The following is an 18,316-nucleotide window of genomic DNA, read 5'->3' on the forward strand; positions in this document are numbered from 1 at the left end:
ATGCAAGCATCCAATACCCTGTGGCGCTTTCGTGGTGTCACCCCCACCGCCATGCTGGCCTTTGTCTATCTCTACCTGCCCATCGTGGTGCTGGTGGTGCTGTCCTTCAACGCCAACCGCATTGCCACGTTGTGGACCGGTTTTTCCTTCGACTGGTATCTGAAGGTGATGGACAACGACAACATCCTGCGGGCCACCAAGAACTCGCTGATCATCGCCTGCGGGGCCACGGTGCTGGCCACCAGCTTTGCCACCATGGCGGCGCTGGCCATGGCCGGCAAGCGCTTTCGCGGCCAGGCCTTCATCAATGCCATGCTGGGCCTGCCGCTGTTGGTGCCGGAAATCGTCACCGCCGTGGCCTCCTTGCTGTTTTTCCTGGCGCTGGGGCTGGACCTGGGGCTGATGACGGTGCTGATTGCCCACACCGTGTTCTGCATTCCCTTTGCCTACCTGCCCATCCGCGCCCGGCTGGAAGGGCTGGACCCACGGCTGGCGGAAGCCGCGGCGGACCTGTACGCCGGGCCGTTTGCCACCTTCCGCCGGGTGACCCTGCCCTTGATCCTGCCCGGCGTGCTGTCCGGAGCCATGCTGGCCTTTATCGTGTCGCTGGACGATTTCGTCATCACCTTTTTTGTGGCCGGTGCCGGTGCCACCACGCTGCCGGTGTACATCTTCGGCCTGATCCGCATGGGCATTACCCCGGAAGTGAATGCGGTGTCGGCGCTGATGCTGCTGGTGTCGATTGCTTTTGTCGCGCTGTCCTACTGGATGGGCCAGCGCAAGTCCTGAACCGGGTCGGCGGCTGTTCCGCCCCTCATGTTTCGCTTGTTGCACAACATACGAAGGAGAAATGCCATGAAAGTCTGCAAACTGCATTCGCTGGCCCTGGCGGCTGGTCTGCTGGTATCGGCCTCGGCCATGGCCGGAGGTGAGCTGAACCTGTACAACTGGTCCGACTACATTCCGCAGGATTTGCTCAAGCGCTTCGAGAAGGAAAGCGGCATCAAGGTGAACCTGGATGTGTTTGATTCCAACGAATCCCTGCTGGCCAAGCTGAAGGCCGGGGCCAAGGGCTATGACGTGGTGGTGCCATCCGATTACATGGTGAAGATCATGCGCGACGAAGGCCTGCTGGAAAAAATCGACGTCAGCAAGATGCCCAATTTCAAGCTGGTGCAGGCTCCGCTCAACAAGCCGGATTTCGACCCGCAGCGCGAATATTCCGCACCTTATATGTGGGGCGTGACCGGCTTTACCTATGACGCCAGCCGTGTGCCGGGCGGCAAGCTGGACAATAGCTGGAAGAGCTTCTTCACCCCGCCGGCTGCGCTCAAGGGCAAGGTGGTGGCGCTCAATGACGTGGCCGAGCTGTACAAGGCGGCGGCCATCTACCTGAAGCTGGACCAGTGCACCGAAGACCCGAAGCAGGCCAAGCGCATCCAGGACCTGCTGGAAGCCCAAAAGCCCATGCTGGCCATGTATAACTCCGACGGCACCATCGAGCGCATGCAGGCGCAGGAAGTCATCATGCACCAGCAATGGAACGGTGCCGCCTACCGCACCCGCCAGAAGCTGAAGTCGGCGGTGTTTGTCTATCCGAAAGAAGGCATCCCGTTCTGGAACGACAATCTGGTGATCCCCAAGGGTGCGAAAAACCGCGATAACGCGCTCAAGTTCATCAACTGGATGATGGAGCCGAAGAATATTGCCGAAGCCTCCAACTTCACCGGCTACAACAACGCAATCAAGGGCAGTTCTGCCTATTTTGTCGCCGACCTCAAGGCCGACCCGGCCATCAACCCCACCGCCGCCATGCGCGCGCTGTTTGTGCCCAACAAGAACTGTTCGGCCAAGGCCAATGCCCTGCGCGACCGGGTGTGGACCAAGTTGAAGAAATAAGTGTCGCCGGCTGAGGCCGGCTTTCCCTTGCAAACACAACACAATGCCGCTGGCACTTCGCCCGCGGCAAGGAGACCTGCATGCTGACGATTTACAGTGACGACCACCACCTGCACCACGGCAATGCCGAGCTGATCGACGGCACCCTCAAGCCCTGCTTTGAAATGCCCAGCCGCGCCGACATGGTGTTGCAGCGGGTAAGGCAAACCGGGCTGGGCGACATCATTGCCCCCACCGAACACGGGCTGGAGCCGCTGTTGCGCGTGCATGACGCCGGCTATGTGCGTTTTCTGGAGCAGGCCTGGAGCCTGTGGCAGGCCGAAGGCCGCAACCACGACGCGCTACCGCTGGTATGGCCGGTGCGCGGCCTGCGTACCGACCGCATTCCGCAGGACATCGACGGCCTGATGGGCTATTACTCCTTCGATGCCGGGGTGCCGATCACCGCCGGCACCTGGCAGGCCATCCGTTCCTCGGCCAATGTGGCGCTGACCGGACTGGACGCCATGCTGGCCACCGGGCACAGCACCTTCGCGCTGTGCCGCCCGCCCGGCCACCATGCCGCGGCGGATTACATGGGCGGCTATTGCTACCTCAACAACGCCGCCATCGCCGCCCAGGCCATGCTGGACCGTGGTGCAAAGCGGGTGGCGATTCTGGATGTGGACTACCACCACGGTAACGGCACGCAGAGCATTTTCTATCAGCGCAGCGATGTGCAGTTCCTGTCCCTGCATGGCGACCCGACGGTGGAATACCCCTTCTTCCTGGGCCATGCCGACGAGGCCGGGGAGGGTGCCGGGCTGGGCTTCAATCACAACTACCCGCTGGCCCATGGCACCGACTGGTCGCACTACGGCCCGGCTCTGGCCGATGCCTGCAGCAAGATTGCCGCCTACGCACCGGACGCGCTGGTGGTGTCGCTGGGGGTGGATACCTTCGAGCACGACCCGATCTCCCGTTTCAAGCTGAAAAATGCCGACTACCTGCGCATGGGTGAGACCATCGCCGGGCTGGGTTTGACCACGCTGTTTGTAATGGAAGGCGGCTATGCGGTGGAGGACATCGGCGTGAATGCGGTGAACGTGTTGTCCGGCTTTGAAAGTGTGGTGTAGTAAATCAAATAACAAGGCCGCGCTGCGGCCTTGTTTTATTTCCTTCCTCTCCAAATAGATGCCAGCGTGACGAATCGCCTGTATCTGTCAGACCTGCCAGTTACAGCGATGCTGGAAATGAATCTATTGTCGTGCTTTCTGTATTCAGCAGATGGCAAGGCAGACACGCCAGCGAATAGCTAATCAAATTTCTTGTCCTTGTTTTCTGAATTTGCCAAACAAATTATTTGATCTCCCTTGATCAGGAATTTCCATGCCTGGTCGGTAATGGGGTTCGGTGTCAATAACCGTATTGATTGGTGTCGCAAGACAAAACAGGAGCAGGACATGAGGAAACGTGCCATTGCCGTAAGCGGTGATATGAGTACCAGCAAGCCACCGGCCAGAATCATTGGAACCGGGCGTGGCAAGATCAGGGGCTTGAACATGATACTGGAACGGGACCGGTTTCAATGCCCTGCCTGTAATACTACCGGACATATTATTTGCATAGGGCCACGGAATGTAATGAACGAAATTCACGCAGGCCAAGCAAGAGCCGTAGCCTTGCATGGTGATATCTGTTGTTGTGCGTGTGAGCCAAAACCACGGCTAAATGCGGTTTCACAGCATGTAGCTCATCACATCCTCGCAGACGAAATAGCAGCACGTCACATCCAGCCTGAATCCTCTCCGCATATAAGCAAAGTATCTACTAGCTACGCCTCGACATTAGAATTTCCAAACATATTTAATAGTCATGATGAGCAACTTAGAATCAATTTAAGTGATGGTTCTCCATTGACCGAGATGAGCTATACACTTTATTTAGAAGATGGCCGGGAAGTTTCTGGCTACCTAAATCATGATGGCAAGACTTCTCGAGTTATATCTGATAAGCCAGTCGAAATTTTATCCATCACACTGGAAGTGGAGTGAAATGAACAATATCGAACCAATTGACAATTGTGAACGTACTTGCAAATTAATATTGAGACTTTCACTGTCTGATGTAAAAACCAATCCTAACAATCTTGGCTATTCCTATGTAACAAAGCACGTTGATATAGTCAGAAAATTAACGCTTGGTGAAATTTCAATTTGTAAGAAATTATTTAGGGATACGATTAATTATGAAAGAGTGAGAATTTTAGCTGCAGTGCATAAAATAGAGGAAAATAAACCAAGCCCCGGAGTTATTGCAGAAAAGGGAGTATTATATTTTCCTCCTAAGCCTGAAAATCCAACAAATAGCCATTATTTTCAAAATGATTTTTCAAATCCTGATGGTAATATCAGAATAAAAAGATTGGCAACATTGTTATTTATTCATGAAATGACACATATATGGCAAAGAAGCATTGCCGATTTTAACTTGCAACCTCCAAGGCCAATAACACCAGCCGAAATTGGAAGGGATGCCTATTATATTCCATGGGAGCACGAAGCTCCACGTCATTTTTCTACATATAATAATGAGCAGCAAGCAGAATTGGTAGCTGGGTACTATGATATTACAATATTTACAAATGAAAACCACTCAATAAGAAGAGTTCAATATTTGCTTGAAGTTATAAAGCCATTTCTCGATAATCCAGCAGACAAAAGACTGCTGCCTGTAAATGCAACGGATAGAAGATGAAATACTTAATTTATATTTTTTTATTAATCACATTAACAGCATGCTTGCCTGAGCCGGAGGCAAAGCCTAATGAGTGGCGTGATGAAAATTTTCCAGAAATTCCCAGTATAAAAGTTGGAGATGAAGAGAATAATCCCGTATTTTATATGGGACAGGCAATTGAAGATGCTAAAGCTTTATATAAAACGCAAAACATTGTTATTCGGAGTATTCAAGTAGCTGATCAATCGAAAAACAAAAGCGGTTATGCGGGTTGGATTGTTACTAATGACGATTCTAAACAATGCACACCTGCATTGCCCAGTATAATTACATATGGCATGGCATTGCCATCTTGCATGGACATTATCGCAAATAATAAATTCGACAAAACCCATGAATATATGATCATTGTTGATGGGTATGAAAATGGAAAATTCTTTGAATTTTATGTTAAAAATATTAAAAGTGAATAATATAGGTGAGCGAGTTCAAAAAATAAGTGCAGCAGTTAATAGGTAAATAACCCGTCCAGTTACAGCGTGTTAAACAACGCATGTTCTTCAAACGTGGCAGATGCCTTGGAACTTGTTGGAATACTTGCACATGATCCACGATGGTTGCCATTCCCGGTCACGCCGGCTGAATTACTGGCAGTATTAGGAAAGTCGAATCGTTTGGTAAAGAAAAATTACTATCCAAAGACAAGATAATGAAATTAACTATGTTGTTCATCGGTATTATTCTTGGCGCATTAATAGCACCTCTATACCATCGGCTGGCTAGTCCTGTATTTTGGAGTAATTCGGTTGAAGTGATTGAAGTACATTTTGAGTCCGCAGTCATTACGGCATTTAAAACGGAACAGGGGAAGGAAGCTGCATTTTTAATCCATAAGGGAGCACGTTGCTATCGAATGGATGATAAGTCCAGCTCATTTGCTAGGATTGATCCGAAAGATTTTATGATACTAAACAAATTTGTCATCTGCCCAGGCTTAGGTGCCGGTTGGGTAAAGGGTCTATGATGCTATAGCGGATTATAGTTTTCATATAATTGGTGCTGTATATGGGCAGTATTGGACAAGTCTAGTGTTTTCTTTAGATAAATATCTACCTCAGGATAAAGCAAGATCATGAAGTTACCTACACTGCTCATCGGCATGATTCTTGGCGCTGGGACTGTATTTATATACTACCTAGTTGCTAGGCCAATTTTTTGGCACAAAAATATAAAACTGATCAAACATATTGAGCAAAATGACAGTAGGATTGTCTTCGAAACTTCAGAATTGAAGAAGGAGAAATTTAGACTAAAAAAGAATGAGTCTTGCTTTTTAATTGATGATGGGGAATTTAGTTTTTTTAAAGCCGACCCCAAAGACTATACAATATTAAAGGCGCTCATCATTTGTCCTGACCATGGGGCTGGATGGATAGATTAGGTATCCGGTCTCTGAATCCGTCTATGAAATGGCTAGTTTTATTGATAGGGCTGCTAGTCGTTGGCTGTTCTCCGCGTCCGATTAAGGTTATGGCTTCAAAAAGAAGCAGCCAGTTGATGGAACAAGCGATTCAGCCTTCAATGTAAAGGCTGGAGATGTTTGTTTTATTGTTGATGAACAACAGAGTAAGGTCTATCTATTCAAGAAAATGTAATGACCGTGTTGGTTGGACTCCGGATTGGGCAGATTTTCGTGCAGAATAGGCTTGCTTGATATAGGGGCCGAACAGCAAACACTTATCCGGCCCGCCTCATTATCTTGTCAAATCACGCACGGTGCGTGGCCGGAGTAAAGCTGCCCGCCTGCGCCATGCGCCACATGCGGCCATAGAACTCGGCCTTGATGTCACTGCCCAGCAGCTCGCCCGGCTGCAGGAACACATGCAGCTGCGAGTAGAGGCGGATTTCGGTATCGCTTACTCGGCGTACCAGATGGTGGGCTTCCAGTTGTTCCGGATGGGTGAGGCCGGCGGCGGCCAGCATCTCGGACAGCGCATGCAGGGTGTTGCGGTGGAAGTGATACACCCGCTCGGCCTTGTCCGGCACCACCAGTGCGCGCTGGCGCAGCGGGTCTTGCGTGGCCACGCCGGTGGGGCAGCGGTTGGTGTGGCAGCTCTGGCTCTGGATGCAGCCCACGGCAAACATGAAGCCACGGGCGGAATTGGCCCAGTCGGCCCCGATGGCCAGCACGCTGGCAATATCGAAGGCGCTGATGATCTTGCCGCTGGCACCCAGCTTGATCTTGTCGCGCAGATTCAGCCCCACCAGGGTGTTGTGTACGAACAGCAGGCCCTCGCGCAGCGGCACGCCAATGTGGTCGGTAAACTCCAGCGGAGCCGCGCCGGTGCCGCCTTCCTTGCCGTCCACCACGATGAAATCCGGCAGGATGCCGCTTTCCAGCATGGCCTTGGCAATGGCCATGAACTCCCACGGATGGCCCAGGCAAAACTTGAAACCTACCGGCTTGCCGCCGGACAGCTCACGCAGCCGGGCAATGAAGGTCATCATCTCCAGCGGGGTGGAAAACGCGCTGTGGCTGGAGGGCGATACGCAATCCTGCCCCAGCGGCACGCCACGGGTGGCGGCAATTTCTGGCGTCACCTTGTGCTTGGGCAGAATGCCGCCGTGGCCGGGCTTGGCTCCCTGGCTGAGCTTGATTTCAATCATCTTCACCTGCGGGTTTTGCGCCTGTCTGGCAAAGCGCTCCGGGTCGAAATGGCCCTGCTCGTCGCGGCAGCCAAAGTAACCGCTGCCCAGCTCCCATACCAGGTCGCCACCGTGTTCCAGATGATAGGGGCTGATGCTGCCCTCGCCGGTATCGTGGTAAAAGCCGCCCTGCTTGGCCCCTTGATTGAGGGCGCGGATGGCGTTGGTGCTGAGCGCGCCAAAGCTCATGGCAGAAATATTGAATACCGAGGCGGAGTAGGGCTGCCGGCATTGCGGGCCGCCAATCTGCACCCTGAACCCGGCCGGGTCGCTGCGCGGGGCTGGGCGGATGGAGTGACTGATGAATTCGAAGCCGCTGCCATACACATCCAGCAGGGTGCCGAAGGGTTTGTCGGCCTGGGTGTTCTTGGAGCGGGCGTAAACCAGCGAGCGCTGGTCACGCGAGAAGGGCAGCTGTTCGCCATCGGCTTCCAGCAGGTACTGGCGGATTTCCGGGCGGATGGCTTCCACCAGATAGCGGATATTGCCCAGCACCGGGTAGTTGCGCCGCACGGCGTGGCGGGTTTGTGTCAGGTCCAGCACGCCCAACAGGCTGAGGGCCATGGCGGCAAGGGTGAAGGGCCACAGCCATTCGATCTGGTGCAATACCAGGCCGATCAGGCTGAACAGGATGCAGGCGACGAAAAAGGCATAGCGGCTGAGCAGGGACAGGTTCATGCAGGCTCCGGCGGGCGTGGCTGAGGGCAGATGCTGTGCGACCGGATGGTGGATCGGGTCGCACAGGGTGCTTCAGCTTAGCGTCCGGCGCGGGCTTGTGCCATGGCTGGCTGCATGGCCGGTTTCAGTGAAAGCGTACCGGCTCGCCTTGCAGGTTGAAGGCCAGGTAGCGGGAAACATCGCCACCGGTCTGGATGGTCTGGATCATGCGCTTGAGCGCCGCTTCAATATCGGCAGCCTCAGGCTGGCGACCGGCCTTGCCGTCCAGACAGGCGACAAACATGATCTGCCACGGCTCGCCGATGCGGGCAGATTCGGCCTGCAGGCTGGCAAAATCCACCAGTTCGCTGGCTGCACGGTCCAGACACATGACGGGCAGAAGGATGCCACCTTCGCCACGGGCAAAACGCTCGGCTTCTTGCGGTTTGTGGTCGTCATGCAGTACGGCCTTGGAAAACACCATCAGCAGATGCTGCGGTTCGGCTTGCTGGCGGGCTGCGGCCAGCAGAGCGTTGAAATCGTGGATATCCATACGGGTAGGCACTCTACAAGGGGGGTAGTGTCGAGTGTGCAGCCTTGTCCGGGGCCTTGGCTATTCACCGCAGTAACTAGTTATCCCCCGCATAGGAATTAGGGCGCAACAAAGCGGGTGCGGGCCAGTGCCTGTCCATTTATGCTGGCAGCCATGACAACAGGGAGGTGCGACGATGAATCGCGATATGGCTGGACTGGTGCTGCTGGCGGCATTGTGGGGGGGCTCGTTTCTGTTCATGCGGGTGGCAGTACCCGAGCTGGGGGCCTTTGCGCTGATTGCGCTGCGACTGGCACTGGCGGCACTGGTGTTGCTGCCGGTCCTGCTGCTGCGCGGTGGCCTGCCGCTGTGGCGGCAGCATTGGCTGCGCATTGCCGTGGTGGGGGTTTTTCTGTCGGCACTGCCGTTTTGCCTGATCGCCTGGGCCAGCCTCAGCCTGCCTGCCGGTGTAGCGTCGGTACTGAATGCTACCACGCCGTTGATGACGGCCTTGTGGGCGATACCGCTGGCGGGTGAACGCATGACGCTGCCACGCGCAAGTGGCTTGCTGTTGGGTCTGGCTGGCGTGCTGGTGTTGATGCTGGGGCGTGGTGCCACCTTTGATGTGCAGTCTTTGCTGCCGGTGCTGGCCATGTTGGGGGCAACGGCTTGTTACGGTTGGTCCGGCCATATGGCGCGTCGCTGGCTGCCGGGCCTGCCGCCCCTGGTGACGGCTACTGGCAGCCTGTTCAGCGGTGCCGTGTTGGTCACGCCGCTGGCCTTGCTCAATCTGCCGGCGCAGCCGCCGTCACCCATGGTATGGGCTGCGGTGTTGCTGCTGGCATTGGGATGTACCTCACTGGCCTACCTGATTTTTTACCGGCTGATCGACCGGCTGGGCGCTACCCGTGCCAGCAGTGTCACCTATCTGGTGCCGGTGTTTGGCGTGTTGTGGGGGGTGATCTTCCTGCATGAGCCGGTAGGGCTGCTGATGCTGCTGGGTGGATTGCTGATTCTGGGTGGGGTGTTGCTGCTGGGCTGGCGGCGTCAGTCCTGAGCCGCCAGCCGGCTTCAGGCTGTAGACAAGCTGGTTTGTGGCAGCAGAATGCGCACGCGAAAGCCACCGTCTGCCTCATCGGCAAACTGCAGCTGGCCATGGTGTTGTTTCACCACGCGCGAAACAATGGCAAGCCCAAGGCCGCTGCCGCCATCGGTGCCGCGGTGCTCGGCCAGGCGTTCAAACGGGGCCAGGGCCGACTCGCGCAGTGCGGCGGGAATACCCGTACCATGGTCGATCACGCTCAGCACGGCCATGCCGTTACATTGGTCGACTTCCACCCGTACCGGCGGTTTGCCATAGCGGCGGGCGTTTTCCAGCAGGTTGGACAGCAGGCGTTCCAGTGCCAGTGCATCGGCCTGCAGCTCGGGTTCGGCATGGCGCAGCAGGCTGACATCCAGCCCGCTGCGGGCCAGGCGTGCCACCACGCTGTCGGCCAGTTCGGCCAGTGCCACCGGTTCGAGCCGGGCCGATTCCTCGGCGCGGGCAAAGTCGATGAACTGGCGCACGATGCGCGACAGCTCGTCAATATCGGCCAGCATGTCCGGGGTGTCCGGGCTCGTGTCTTGCAATTCCAGCATCAGCTTCAGCCGGGTGAGCGGCGTGCGCAGGTCGTGCGACAGGCCGGCCAGCATCAGCCGGCGTTCACGGGCGGCACTGTCCAGCGCACTGGCCATATGGTTGAAGCCGCGCGCCAGGGCTGCCAGTTCACGCGGGCCGTCCTCTTGCAGCGCCGGTGGCATATTGCCGCGCGCCAGTTCGCGCGAGGCTTCCACGACCTTGCCGATGGGGCGGGTGATGCGCCATGCCACCAGCGAGGCCAGCAAGGTTGCCAGCAAGGTTGCCAGCAAGGCGGCCTGCATCAATGAATAGATGGGGCGGTCGCTGTAACGGCCAAAGGGGATCACCAGCCAGTAGGGGGTGTCCAGTACATGTACGTTCACCCACAGCTCGTTGCGGTCCTCGCGGTGCACCATGTAGCCGTGCACCGTATCATCCAGTCCCTTGCTCAGACGGCTGACCAGGCTGTCGGCCACGCGCGGCAGCTCGCGGTCGAATTGCTGGCGGGCGGAGGCCTCCTGCGGCAGCAGCCGTGGCAGGCCGGGACGGTTGTAGCTGGCCAGAAACGCGGTGCGCTGCGCCGGGTTCATGTTGTCCATCGAACCTTCCAGAAAGGCCAGCGTGTCGACCACCTGGGCATACAGCTGCTTGTCCATCAGCTTGTGACGCTCGCCTGCCGCAATGTATACGGTGACTACCTGGGTGGTGACCACCACCACCACCACCAGCACGATCAGGCGAAACAGCAGGGAACCGGTAATGCGTCGCAGCACCGCTTACTCCCGTTCGCTGCCATCAGGCACGAAGACATAGCCATAGCCCCATACCGTCTGGATGAAGCGCAGCGGGCTGTCGCCACCTTCCAGCGTCTTGCGCAGGCGCGAGATGTGCACGTCGATACTGCGGTCCAGCGATTCGCCATTGCCCTTGCCCAGTGCCATCTCCATCAGCTGTTCGCGGGTGAGCGGGCGACGCGGGTGGGTGGCCAGTACGGTGAGCACGGCAAATTCGGCGGTGGTCAGCGACAGTACCTGCTGGCTCTTTTGCAATTCGCGGCGGCCAAGATTGAGCTGGAAGTCGCCAAATTCGATGATTTCGTCGGATTCGTGGCGGGCGGCCAATGCCGGCGTGGCATGATGACGGCGCAATACTGACTGGATGCGCGCCGTCAGTTCGCGCGGATTAAAGGGCTTGGGCAGATAATCGTCGGCACCCATTTCCAGACCCAGGATACGGTCCACATCTTCACCGCGTGCGGTTAGCATGATGACCGGTACGGTCTCGCCCTGTGCGCGCAGGCGGCGTACCACGGCCAAGCCGTCGTCGCCGGGCATCATCACGTCCAGCACCATCAGGTCCGGGCGGTTGCGGGCCAGTTTGCGGTCCAGTTCGCGTGCATCTGGCAGGGTATCCACCACATAGCCTTGCTGGCCCAGATAGCGGGTGAGCAGCTCGCGCAGCTTGGCGTCGTCGTCGACGATGAGAATCTTGTTGTGTTCCATGATGTTTTCCTTGGTGACCGGGGCAAGCGCGATCCGGCCCGCATGCTGATGGCAAAGCTTAACCTGCCCCGGCCCGGCAGGCGATGGGGGATCATGAATTTATGTGTCAACGCTGACGGGCATTCACATAAGTTAACATTTGGTAACATGCGGCACACGGTTGCGCAAAAGCGGGCTTCTAGACTGCAAGCGTGTCCTGCCTGCCGGAGATCATCATGATGAATAAGCCACTGATTTTAATGGTAGTTGCTGTTTCTGCCCTGGCGCTGTCGCCACTGGCCAGTGCCACCGAGCATGGTGGCAATGGTGCGGATATCCGTGAAGCCCGCCAGATGGCGCTGGCGCAGTCCGGGTCGTCTGGCGTGGTGGTACCGGTCGAAGCGACCGGCAGCCAGTCGGCGGTCATGTCCGGTACCATGCGCCGCCCGACAGGCGAGAAATAATATTGTCGGCGCCCAAGGCGCTTCTCTCCACCCGCCTTCTGCCGCGATTCCCAAGCATCGCCGTGGCAGGAGGCCTGATGTCAGGTTAAAATAAAGCCATGAAGTACCATGCCATTTATGTCTTGCTGTTTGCCACGGTGACGGCTTGCGCCTTGCCGGCGGCGGCACAGGGCCCGAATGGCCCGGAAGATGGCGTGACGGAGTTTCCGCATTTTCCCCGCCCGTCGGCGGGTGAGGAACGCCGTTTGCGCAATCTGCGTCTGAAGGAGGCGGTGCAGGCCGGTGATTTGTCGCCGGAAGATGCACGACGGCTGCAGCGCAAGCATCTGCCGCCGGGCTTGCCATCAGGTGGCGCTGGCGGGCCAGACCGGTTTGCGCCGGATGGTTTTTCCCGTCCGCCATTGCCGCCGCCGGGGCAGCGCAACTTCTGGCGTGACAAACGGCAAAAGTCGCAGGAGCAGTACCAGAACGATTGAGCCGGCTGCATGGGTAGCCGGAGATTGCCAGTGGCAAGGATCACGGCCTTGAACAAAGCTTGGGGAATGTGGAATAGCGGTAGCCGGCTGGCTGGAATGGCCATGCTGGTGTCGGCAATGTGGTCGGTGGCCGTATTGGCGGCACCGGATTGCAACAAGGCAATGGCACCGCAACGTTGTGCCAGTTACCGTCAGGGCTGGCTTAGCTGCAATGACATGGCAGAAGGGGCACGCCGATCCTGCATCGAGCAGTACACGCCAGCACTCAGTTGCAAGCGCAGCCGCGATGCACGCCATTGCGAAGCCCTGCAGGCCGCACAGACGGCATGTGATGGCAGTGAAGGCCAGGCAAGACGCAGCTGTGTGCGCGAGCAGTTGCCTGCTCCCGATTGTAGTCGGGCTACCAGCAAGGCACGTTGTGAACAACGTGCCGCTGCCGAATTGAACTGCGCGGAAAACGCTGGTCAGCAGAGGCGCGAATGTGTGCGCAAGGCGCTGATTCCGGTACCTGCTGCGCTGCCTGCCGGGCACTGAGTCCCGGCAGTCGCTCCTTAACCGCTGTTGGCTTTACCTTGCGTGGCGTATTACGGCAGCAGGATGAGCGAACCCGTGGTGCTGCGGCTTTCCAGATCGCGGTGCGCCTGCGCTGCATCGGCCAGTGCATAACGGGCGGATGGTTGAATCCTGATGGCACCACTGGCCAGACGTTCAAACAATGCCTGGGCGGATGCTTCCAGTTCCGGGCGGCTGGCAATGTAATCACCCAGTTTGGGACGGGTGAAAAACAGTGATCCCTTTTGTGACAGCAGCAGCGGCTCGAAGGCCGGTACCGCTCCGGATGCATTGCCAAAGCTGACGAAGGTGCCACGCGGTGCCAGGCTGTTCAGCGACATCTCGAAAGTGCTTTTCCCCACCGAGTCGTACACCACTGGCACACCCTTGCCGCCGGTCAGCGCACGCACCTGCGCCACCACGTCTTCCTCGTTGTAGTTGATGACATGGCTGCAGCCCAGTTGGCGCGCCAGTTCTCCCTTGGCCGCCGAGCCGACGGTACCGATCACCTCTACCCCCATTGATGCCAGCCATTGCACGGCAATCTGACCCACGCCACCGGCAGCCGCATGCCACAGCACGGTCATGCCCGGCTGTACGGCAAATGTGCGCCGGATCAGGTACTCCACTGTCATGCCTTGCAACATGATGCAGGCGGCGACTTCGTCACTGATGCTATCTGGCAGTTTCACCAGCACGGCGGCCGGAATCAGCCGCTGACTACTGTAAGCACCCAGCGGGCCACCTGCATAGGCAACCCGATCGCCTACTGCGATATGACTTACCCCGGCACCGACAGCCAGTACCGTACCGGCGGCCTCACTACCAAGACCACTGGGCAGATTGACCGGATACAGTCCGCTGCGCTGGTAGGTGTCGATGAAATTGATGCCAATGGCCGCATGCTGCAGCAGTACCTCGCCCGGGCCGGGGCTGCTGATGGCTACTTCTTCCAGCTGCAATACCTCTGGGCCGCCGTGGCGATGAAAACGGATGGCCTGACTCATCTTGCCCGCCTTTCCTGGCTAGTTGACAGGCTTCGAGTCTGCGCCCGCCGGCTTTGTTGATGCAAGCCAGCTTTATTGAACAGCGTGTTTTGTAAGGCTTGCTATCTGGTTTTTGCCATTATTTGTTCCTACATTGAATTAATCACCCGGTGCAGTGCCGTCTGTGGCATGGCTTGTTAAGGGGGCGGCTGGCAGCGATGGGGAAAGGAAGCGGCATGAAAGGCGTGGTGTTTACCGAATTCATGGAAATGGTGGAGGAGCGCTTCTCTGCCGACATGCTGGACGACATCATCGAGGATGCCCACACCGCATCCGACGGTGCGTATACCGCCGTCGGTTCTTATCCGTTTGCCGAGCTGTTGCGTCTGCTGGCTGCCTTGTCACAGCGTACCGGCATGGATAGCCAGGAAATCATCTACATGTTCGGCCATTATCTGTTTGGCCGCTTTACCACGCTCTATCCCTACAGCATACAGGGGTGTGCCGATGCCTTTGCCGTGCTGGGCAATGTCGACCAGTACATCCATATTGAGGTGCAAAAACTGTATCCGGATGCCGAGTTGCCACAGATAACGGTAGTGAGCCGCGACCTGAAGCGTCTGGAGTTGCTGTACAACTCGCCACGCTGCCTGGCTCCGCTGGCGGCCGGGCTGATCCAGGGGGCGCTCGACCACTTTGGCGAGCAGGCCCGCATTGCTGTCGAGCCGCTGAATGAAACCGGCAGTCAGGTGCGTTTTGTGGTGGAACATGTATGACTCAGGATGAATTGACCCATTTGCAAGACCAGCTAGCGCGCTACCAAAAGCGCTATCAGCGCGAAAAGCGCGCGCGCAAGGAAGCCGAAATCCTGCTGGAACAGCGTAGCCGTGCGCTGTATGACGCCAATTTCGAGCTGTCCACCGTGGCGGCACAGCTGGAAAAAATTGTTGAATGGCGAATGGCACAATTGTCAGAGGCGCTGCTCAAGGCTGAAATGGCGGCCAAGGCGAAATCGGAATTCCTGGCGGTGATGAGCCATGAAATCCGCACCCCGCTCAATGGCGTGCTGGGCATGGCCGAACTGTTGTCACACAGCCGGCTGACACAGGAACAGAGCGAGCAGGTGGCGACCTTGCAGGAGTGTGGTACATCGCTGCTGGCGCTGATCAACGACATTCTTGATTTGTCCAAGATTGATGCCGGCAAGCTGACACTGGAGCAGCGCCCCTTCAATCTGTACAGCCTGCTGGACAGCGTGGTGAATCTGTTTGAACCCAAGGCGACCGAGTCCGGCTTGACCGTGTCATGGCTGCGTCCGGCGGGCAGTGCCTGGCTGCTGGGTGATGCCACGCGTTTGCGTCAGATAAGCAGCAATCTTTTGAGCAATGCCATCAAGTTTACCCATCAGGGCGGCATTACCGTCAGCGTCAGCATCGCGCCGCTGGAAGACACTTTCGACATGCTGCGGCTGCAGCTGGATATCCGCGATACCGGCATCGGCATGACCGAGGAGCAGATGGGCAAGGTATTCACTGCTTTCGAACAGGCCGACTCCACCACCACCCGCCGCTATGGCGGCACCGGGCTGGGCTTGGCCATTTGCCGCCGCCTGGCCGAAGCCATGGGCGGACGTATCGATGTCAGCAGTACGCCGGGGGAAGGCAGTTGCTTCAGTGTGTACTGGGTGGCCACTACGGTGGCCGCACCGCAGACAGAAGCACCCGCCGAAATACAGCCGCAGGCGGTGGTGCAGGCCAGTACCCAGTCCTTGTCGGTGCTGGTGGCCGAGGACAATATGGTCAATCAGAAACTGATCATCAAGCTGCTGGACAAGCTGGGTTATCGCGATGTATTGCTGGCCGGCAATGGCCGCCAGGCGCTGGAACGGGTTAGCCAGGGTGACGTGGAACTGGTGTTGATGGATATGCAGATGCCGGAAATGGACGGGCTGGATGCCACCCGCGCCATTCGTCAGAGCAAACTGTCGCGTCAGCCACACATCATCGCGCTGACTGCCAATGCCTTCGATGAAGACCGCGAGCGCTGCCAACAGGCTGGCATGGATGACTTCTTGTCCAAACCAGTAAGCCTGGAAAGGCTATCTGCAGCCATGCAACGCGGTCACCTCCGGCTCAATCCGCCTGGCTCAGCCAGTTGAACAGAGCCGGCAGACAGGCAGGCCAACGCGCAAGGCGATGGTCGTCGCCATTGAAAACACTCTGGCGTTGGCCCGCGTAATGGCGGGCCGCCAGTCGCCAGTCCAGCACCTCGTCGGCAGTACCCAGCCACAGCCAGTACTTCCCTTGCCAGATTACCGCCTGACGCATGGCCAGCAAGGCCTGCATGTCTTCATCTCCCAGTAGGTAGTCTTCCCCGGTATACGGGTTGTGCTGGGGGCCAAGGTAGTGCAGCAAATCCTGATAGGGCTGCACTGCCGGATTGATCAGCGCAGCTTTGCGGCCATGTTTTTCTGCCAGAGCGGTGGCGTAGTAGCCGCCCAGCGAGCTGCCGATCAGGGCGGTATCTGCCGGCAGCGACAGTAGCAAGGTCTCCGCCTGGGCAATGGCTTGCGCCGGGTGGGGAGACAGTTGTGGGCAGTGCAGGGTGATATCCGGGGCATGCTGTTGCAGCCAGCGGGCAGTCTCCTGCGCCTTGAGCGATTGTGGGCTGGAGTTGAATCCGTGCAGGTAAATGATGTGCATGGGGAAACAATGAAAAAACGGCAAGCCCAGAGGGTTGCCGTTTTTGCTGGGCTTGGCAAGGAAAATTTGTTTCACGTGGAACAAGTTTGATGCATGACAAACCGTCCGGCTACCACTGGCCTCATTCAGCTTGCCACTCGTAAGACTTCAGAATGGCCTTGAGCTTGCCGCTGCGGCGCATGGCTTCTATACCCTGATTCAGCTTATCGGTACTGACCGGTGAATGGGGTGCAACGGCACACATGGTGGGCATATAGGTGACTGTCAGCGGGTGTTGCTTGAAGGTTCGCGCTTCCTGCGGATTGCTCTTGGCCCACCAGGCCAGCTCCAGTTCCGACGAGATGGCGACATCGGTCAGCTTCTTCTGCAAGGATTTGACCAGCAGCTCCAGCCGTGGCTCATCCACGCGGGTGGTGCGGCCCACCGCCCACAGGTGTTCCAGTGTGGGATAGCTGTAGCCGCGGATGGTGCCGATGCGCTTGCCCACCATCTCATCCACTTGGTGGATGTCCGGCATCTCCCGCAAGGAGAGTGCCCGTTCCACTTGCGGATAGAACTCGCGTGTCCAGCCCAGCCGGGTGGCATTGCCATACCATTCCGGGTTGGCATTGCACACGATATTCACCTTGCCGGTTTCGATGGTGTTTTCCACCCGCTTGCGGGCAATCACCACATACTGGGCCTTCATGCCCAGCTCGCCGGCCAGGGCATCACCCAGTTCCTTGATCAGACCGCTGGCCAGTGCCTGATTGTCTGGTGTCAGTACCACGATGGGAGGGGCATCCGAATCGGAAACACCGATTTTCAATATGCCGCCAGCCTGGATCTGCAAGCTCAGCACCGCTCCCGCAAGCAGCACCGGCCAAGTCTTATTCAAAGCAACCATAAGCTTGTACTCTCTTCTTCTTAGTTAGTTGTCTGACAGTTCCGAGTGCAATGGTAAACTGTTCAGCCGCACCATGAGTGTGCCACCTATCGTTCTTCACCATTACAGCCTGCTTGCCATGACCAAAAAACCCACGCATCCGGTATTTTCCCAGCTATCCCAGCGCATCCTGATCCTGGATGGCGGCATGGGCACCATGATCCAGCGCCATGAGCTGCAAGAGGCTGATTACCGTGGCGAGCGGTTTGCCGACTGGGGCTGTGACGTCAAAGGCAACAACGACCTGCTGGTGTTGACCCGGCCAGACGTGATAGGTGGCATTCATCAGGCTTATCTGGATGCCGGCGCCGACATCATTGAAACCAACACTTTCAATGCCACGTCGATTGCCATGGCCGACTACCAGATGGAAAGCCTGGTGTGGGAGATCAACCACGCCGCGGCCAAGCTGGTGAAGGCGCTGTGTGTTGCACAAACCGCAAAGAATCCGGCCAAGCCGCGCTTCTGTGCCGGCGTGCTGGGCCCCACCAACCGCACCGCCAGCATCAGCCCGGACGTGAACGACCCGGGTTACCGCAATGTCAGCTTTGACGAACTGGTGAAGAGCTATACCGAGGCCATCGACGGCCTGGTGGCCGG

General features: G+C 57.3%; 23 protein-coding genes. 15 read left to right on the plus strand and 8 right to left on the minus strand.

Annotated elements, in window-relative coordinates:
* From QVF59_RS19815 to QVF59_RS19825, 3 genes are all read left to right on the plus strand, one after another.
* On the plus strand, window positions 1-789 hold the full coding sequence (locus QVF59_RS19815) for an ABC transporter permease (protein ID WP_178971740.1): 789 nt from the start codon (window positions 1-3) through the stop codon (window positions 787-789).
* A gap of 66 nt (window positions 790-855) precedes the next feature.
* Window positions 856-1,899 (plus strand): extracellular solute-binding protein, encoded by a 1,044-nt coding sequence (locus QVF59_RS19820; RefSeq protein ID WP_287882142.1) that lies wholly within the window; start codon window positions 856-858, stop codon window positions 1,897-1,899.
* 80 nt (window positions 1,900-1,979) lie between these two features.
* Complete coding sequence (locus QVF59_RS19825) at window positions 1,980-3,014, plus strand: histone deacetylase family protein (RefSeq protein WP_287882144.1); 1,035 nt, start codon at window positions 1,980-1,982, stop codon at window positions 3,012-3,014.
* A gap of 183 nt (window positions 3,015-3,197) precedes the next feature.
* Here the strand turns inward: QVF59_RS19825 and QVF59_RS19830 are convergent, their stop codons facing one another.
* Window positions 3,198-3,494, minus strand: a complete 297-nt coding sequence (locus QVF59_RS19830) for a hypothetical protein (RefSeq protein ID WP_287882146.1) — start codon at window positions 3,492-3,494, stop codon at window positions 3,198-3,200.
* Between the two features lie 27 nt (window positions 3,495-3,521).
* Between QVF59_RS19830 and QVF59_RS19835 the strand changes: the two genes are divergently transcribed.
* The 5 genes from QVF59_RS19835 to QVF59_RS19855 all read left to right on the plus strand — a co-directional run bounded on the left by QVF59_RS19835 (window position 3,522) and on the right by QVF59_RS19855 (window position 6,058).
* Window positions 3,522-3,932, plus strand: coding sequence for a hypothetical protein (locus tag QVF59_RS19835; protein WP_287882148.1), 411 nt, complete (start codon window positions 3,522-3,524; stop codon window positions 3,930-3,932).
* Between the two features lies 1 nt (window position 3,933).
* Window positions 3,934-4,635: a hypothetical protein gene (locus QVF59_RS19840; protein ID WP_287882150.1), complete on the plus strand. Its 702-nt coding sequence runs from the start codon at window positions 3,934-3,936 to the stop codon at window positions 4,633-4,635.
* Window positions 4,632-5,090: a hypothetical protein gene (locus tag QVF59_RS19845; protein WP_287882151.1), complete on the plus strand. Its 459-nt coding sequence runs from the start codon at window positions 4,632-4,634 to the stop codon at window positions 5,088-5,090. The genes QVF59_RS19840 and QVF59_RS19845 overlap by 4 nt, the downstream gene beginning before the upstream one ends.
* 236 nt (window positions 5,091-5,326) lie before the next feature.
* Window positions 5,327-5,641 (plus strand): hypothetical protein, encoded by a 315-nt coding sequence (locus QVF59_RS19850; RefSeq protein ID WP_287882152.1) that lies wholly within the window; start codon window positions 5,327-5,329, stop codon window positions 5,639-5,641.
* Window positions 5,642-5,749: 108 nt separating this feature from the next.
* A complete protein-coding gene (locus tag QVF59_RS19855; RefSeq protein WP_287882154.1) occupies window positions 5,750-6,058 on the plus strand; it encodes a hypothetical protein in 309 nt (102 codons plus the stop codon).
* Between the two features lie 326 nt (window positions 6,059-6,384).
* Here the strand turns inward: QVF59_RS19855 and QVF59_RS19860 are convergent, their stop codons facing one another.
* Window positions 6,385-8,001: an FMN-binding glutamate synthase family protein gene (locus QVF59_RS19860; RefSeq protein WP_287882156.1), complete on the minus strand. Its 1,617-nt coding sequence runs from the start codon at window positions 7,999-8,001 to the stop codon at window positions 6,385-6,387.
* 124 nt (window positions 8,002-8,125) lie between these two features.
* Complete coding sequence (locus QVF59_RS19865; RefSeq protein ID WP_287882158.1) at window positions 8,126-8,533, minus strand: ribonucleotide reductase subunit alpha; 408 nt, start codon at window positions 8,531-8,533, stop codon at window positions 8,126-8,128.
* Between the two features lie 175 nt (window positions 8,534-8,708).
* On the opposite strand from QVF59_RS19865, the gene QVF59_RS19870 reads away from it, so the two are divergent.
* Complete coding sequence (locus QVF59_RS19870) at window positions 8,709-9,569, plus strand: DMT family transporter (protein WP_287882160.1); 861 nt, start codon at window positions 8,709-8,711, stop codon at window positions 9,567-9,569.
* Window positions 9,570-9,583: 14 nt separating this feature from the next.
* Here the strand turns inward: QVF59_RS19870 and QVF59_RS19875 are convergent, their stop codons facing one another.
* Together QVF59_RS19875 and ompR are read right to left on the minus strand one after the other, a co-directional pair.
* Window positions 9,584-10,903 carry an ATP-binding protein gene (locus tag QVF59_RS19875; protein WP_287882162.1) on the minus strand — a complete coding sequence of 440 codons (1,320 nt, stop codon included), beginning with the start codon at window positions 10,901-10,903 and terminating at the stop codon, window positions 9,584-9,586.
* Between the two features lie 3 nt (window positions 10,904-10,906).
* Window positions 10,907-11,632: an osmolarity response regulator transcription factor OmpR gene (ompR, locus tag QVF59_RS19880; protein ID WP_159880633.1), complete on the minus strand. Its 726-nt coding sequence runs from the start codon at window positions 11,630-11,632 to the stop codon at window positions 10,907-10,909.
* Between the two features lie 215 nt (window positions 11,633-11,847).
* Here ompR and QVF59_RS19885 point away from each other — a divergent pair, with 215 nt between their 5' ends.
* The 3 genes from QVF59_RS19885 (at window position 11,848) to QVF59_RS19895 (ending at window position 13,085) form a co-directional block, all read left to right on the plus strand.
* Window positions 11,848-12,075 (plus strand): hypothetical protein, encoded by a 228-nt coding sequence (locus tag QVF59_RS19885; protein WP_287882166.1) that lies wholly within the window; start codon window positions 11,848-11,850, stop codon window positions 12,073-12,075.
* A gap of 98 nt (window positions 12,076-12,173) precedes the next feature.
* Window positions 12,174-12,551 carry an NADH dehydrogenase [ubiquinone] 1 beta subcomplex subunit 11 gene (locus QVF59_RS19890; RefSeq protein WP_159880635.1) on the plus strand — a complete coding sequence of 126 codons (378 nt, stop codon included), beginning with the start codon at window positions 12,174-12,176 and terminating at the stop codon, window positions 12,549-12,551.
* A gap of 48 nt (window positions 12,552-12,599) precedes the next feature.
* On the plus strand, window positions 12,600-13,085 hold the full coding sequence (locus QVF59_RS19895) for a hypothetical protein (protein ID WP_287882168.1): 486 nt from the start codon (window positions 12,600-12,602) through the stop codon (window positions 13,083-13,085).
* A 50-nt stretch (window positions 13,086-13,135) separates the two neighbouring features.
* Here QVF59_RS19895 and QVF59_RS19900 read toward each other — a convergent pair whose 3' ends face one another.
* Window positions 13,136-14,110, minus strand: coding sequence for a quinone oxidoreductase family protein (locus tag QVF59_RS19900; protein WP_159880637.1), 975 nt, complete (start codon window positions 14,108-14,110; stop codon window positions 13,136-13,138).
* Between the two features lie 215 nt (window positions 14,111-14,325).
* Here QVF59_RS19900 and QVF59_RS19905 point away from each other — a divergent pair, with 215 nt between their 5' ends.
* Window positions 14,326-14,865, plus strand: coding sequence for a heme NO-binding domain-containing protein (locus tag QVF59_RS19905; protein ID WP_159880638.1), 540 nt, complete (start codon window positions 14,326-14,328; stop codon window positions 14,863-14,865).
* Entirely contained in the window at window positions 14,862-16,247 is a 1,386-nt protein-coding gene (locus QVF59_RS19910; RefSeq protein WP_159880639.1) for an ATP-binding protein, read from the plus strand. The genes QVF59_RS19905 and QVF59_RS19910 overlap by 4 nt, the downstream gene beginning before the upstream one ends.
* On the opposite strand, the gene QVF59_RS19915 is transcribed toward QVF59_RS19910, so the two are convergent.
* Together QVF59_RS19915 and QVF59_RS19920 are read right to left on the minus strand one after the other, a co-directional pair.
* Complete coding sequence (locus QVF59_RS19915) at window positions 16,222-16,791, minus strand: YqiA/YcfP family alpha/beta fold hydrolase (RefSeq protein ID WP_287882172.1); 570 nt, start codon at window positions 16,789-16,791, stop codon at window positions 16,222-16,224. The genes QVF59_RS19910 and QVF59_RS19915 overlap by 26 nt on opposite strands.
* A 121-nt stretch (window positions 16,792-16,912) precedes the next feature.
* Window positions 16,913-17,677, minus strand: coding sequence for a substrate-binding periplasmic protein (locus tag QVF59_RS19920; RefSeq protein ID WP_159880641.1), 765 nt, complete (start codon window positions 17,675-17,677; stop codon window positions 16,913-16,915).
* A gap of 118 nt (window positions 17,678-17,795) precedes the next feature.
* Here QVF59_RS19920 and QVF59_RS19925 point away from each other — a divergent pair.
* Window positions 17,796-18,316 (plus strand): homocysteine S-methyltransferase family protein (locus QVF59_RS19925; protein WP_287882175.1); only part of this gene is annotated, 521 nt, incomplete at its 3' end.

Source organism: Aquitalea sp. (assembly GCF_030150775.1).
In the GTDB taxonomy this organism is placed as follows: Bacteria; Pseudomonadota; Gammaproteobacteria; order Burkholderiales; family Chromobacteriaceae; genus Aquitalea; species Aquitalea denitrificans.

What these genes read in the sequence shown, in the direction of transcription:
- QVF59_RS19905 (WP_159880638.1), top strand. Translation starts at nt 14,326, where the DNA reads ATGAAAGGCGTGGTGTTTACCGAATTCATGGAAATGGTGGAGGAGCGC.
- QVF59_RS19815 (WP_178971740.1), top strand. Translation starts at nt 1, where the DNA reads ATGCAAGCATCCAATACCCTGTGGCGCTTTCGTGGTGTCACCCCCACC.
- QVF59_RS19830 (WP_287882146.1), bottom strand. Translation starts at nt 3,494, where the DNA reads ATGTCCGGTAGTATTACAGGCAGGGCATTGAAACCGGTCCCGTTCCAG.
- QVF59_RS19845 (WP_287882151.1), top strand. Translation starts at nt 4,632, where the DNA reads ATGAAATACTTAATTTATATTTTTTTATTAATCACATTAACAGCATGC.
- QVF59_RS19865 (WP_287882158.1), bottom strand. Translation starts at nt 8,533, where the DNA reads ATGGATATCCACGATTTCAACGCTCTGCTGGCCGCAGCCCGCCAGCAA.
- QVF59_RS19850 (WP_287882152.1), top strand. Translation starts at nt 5,327, where the DNA reads ATGAAATTAACTATGTTGTTCATCGGTATTATTCTTGGCGCATTAATA.
- QVF59_RS19825 (WP_287882144.1), top strand. Translation starts at nt 1,980, where the DNA reads ATGCTGACGATTTACAGTGACGACCACCACCTGCACCACGGCAATGCC.
- ompR (WP_159880633.1), bottom strand. Translation starts at nt 11,632, where the DNA reads ATGGAACACAACAAGATTCTCATCGTCGACGACGACGCCAAGCTGCGC.
- QVF59_RS19820 (WP_287882142.1), top strand. Translation starts at nt 856, where the DNA reads ATGAAAGTCTGCAAACTGCATTCGCTGGCCCTGGCGGCTGGTCTGCTG.
- QVF59_RS19900 (WP_159880637.1), bottom strand. Translation starts at nt 14,110, where the DNA reads ATGAGTCAGGCCATCCGTTTTCATCGCCACGGCGGCCCAGAGGTATTG.
- QVF59_RS19870 (WP_287882160.1), top strand. Translation starts at nt 8,709, where the DNA reads ATGAATCGCGATATGGCTGGACTGGTGCTGCTGGCGGCATTGTGGGGG.
- QVF59_RS19915 (WP_287882172.1), bottom strand. Translation starts at nt 16,791, where the DNA reads ATGCACATCATTTACCTGCACGGATTCAACTCCAGCCCACAATCGCTC.
- QVF59_RS19890 (WP_159880635.1), top strand. Translation starts at nt 12,174, where the DNA reads ATGAAGTACCATGCCATTTATGTCTTGCTGTTTGCCACGGTGACGGCT.
- QVF59_RS19910 (WP_159880639.1), top strand. Translation starts at nt 14,862, where the DNA reads ATGACTCAGGATGAATTGACCCATTTGCAAGACCAGCTAGCGCGCTAC.
- QVF59_RS19840 (WP_287882150.1), top strand. Translation starts at nt 3,934, where the DNA reads ATGAACAATATCGAACCAATTGACAATTGTGAACGTACTTGCAAATTA.
- QVF59_RS19855 (WP_287882154.1), top strand. Translation starts at nt 5,750, where the DNA reads ATGAAGTTACCTACACTGCTCATCGGCATGATTCTTGGCGCTGGGACT.
- QVF59_RS19885 (WP_287882166.1), top strand. Translation starts at nt 11,848, where the DNA reads ATGATGAATAAGCCACTGATTTTAATGGTAGTTGCTGTTTCTGCCCTG.
- QVF59_RS19920 (WP_159880641.1), bottom strand. Translation starts at nt 17,677, where the DNA reads ATGGTTGCTTTGAATAAGACTTGGCCGGTGCTGCTTGCGGGAGCGGTG.
- QVF59_RS19835 (WP_287882148.1), top strand. Translation starts at nt 3,522, where the DNA reads ATGAACGAAATTCACGCAGGCCAAGCAAGAGCCGTAGCCTTGCATGGT.
- QVF59_RS19860 (WP_287882156.1), bottom strand. Translation starts at nt 8,001, where the DNA reads ATGAACCTGTCCCTGCTCAGCCGCTATGCCTTTTTCGTCGCCTGCATC.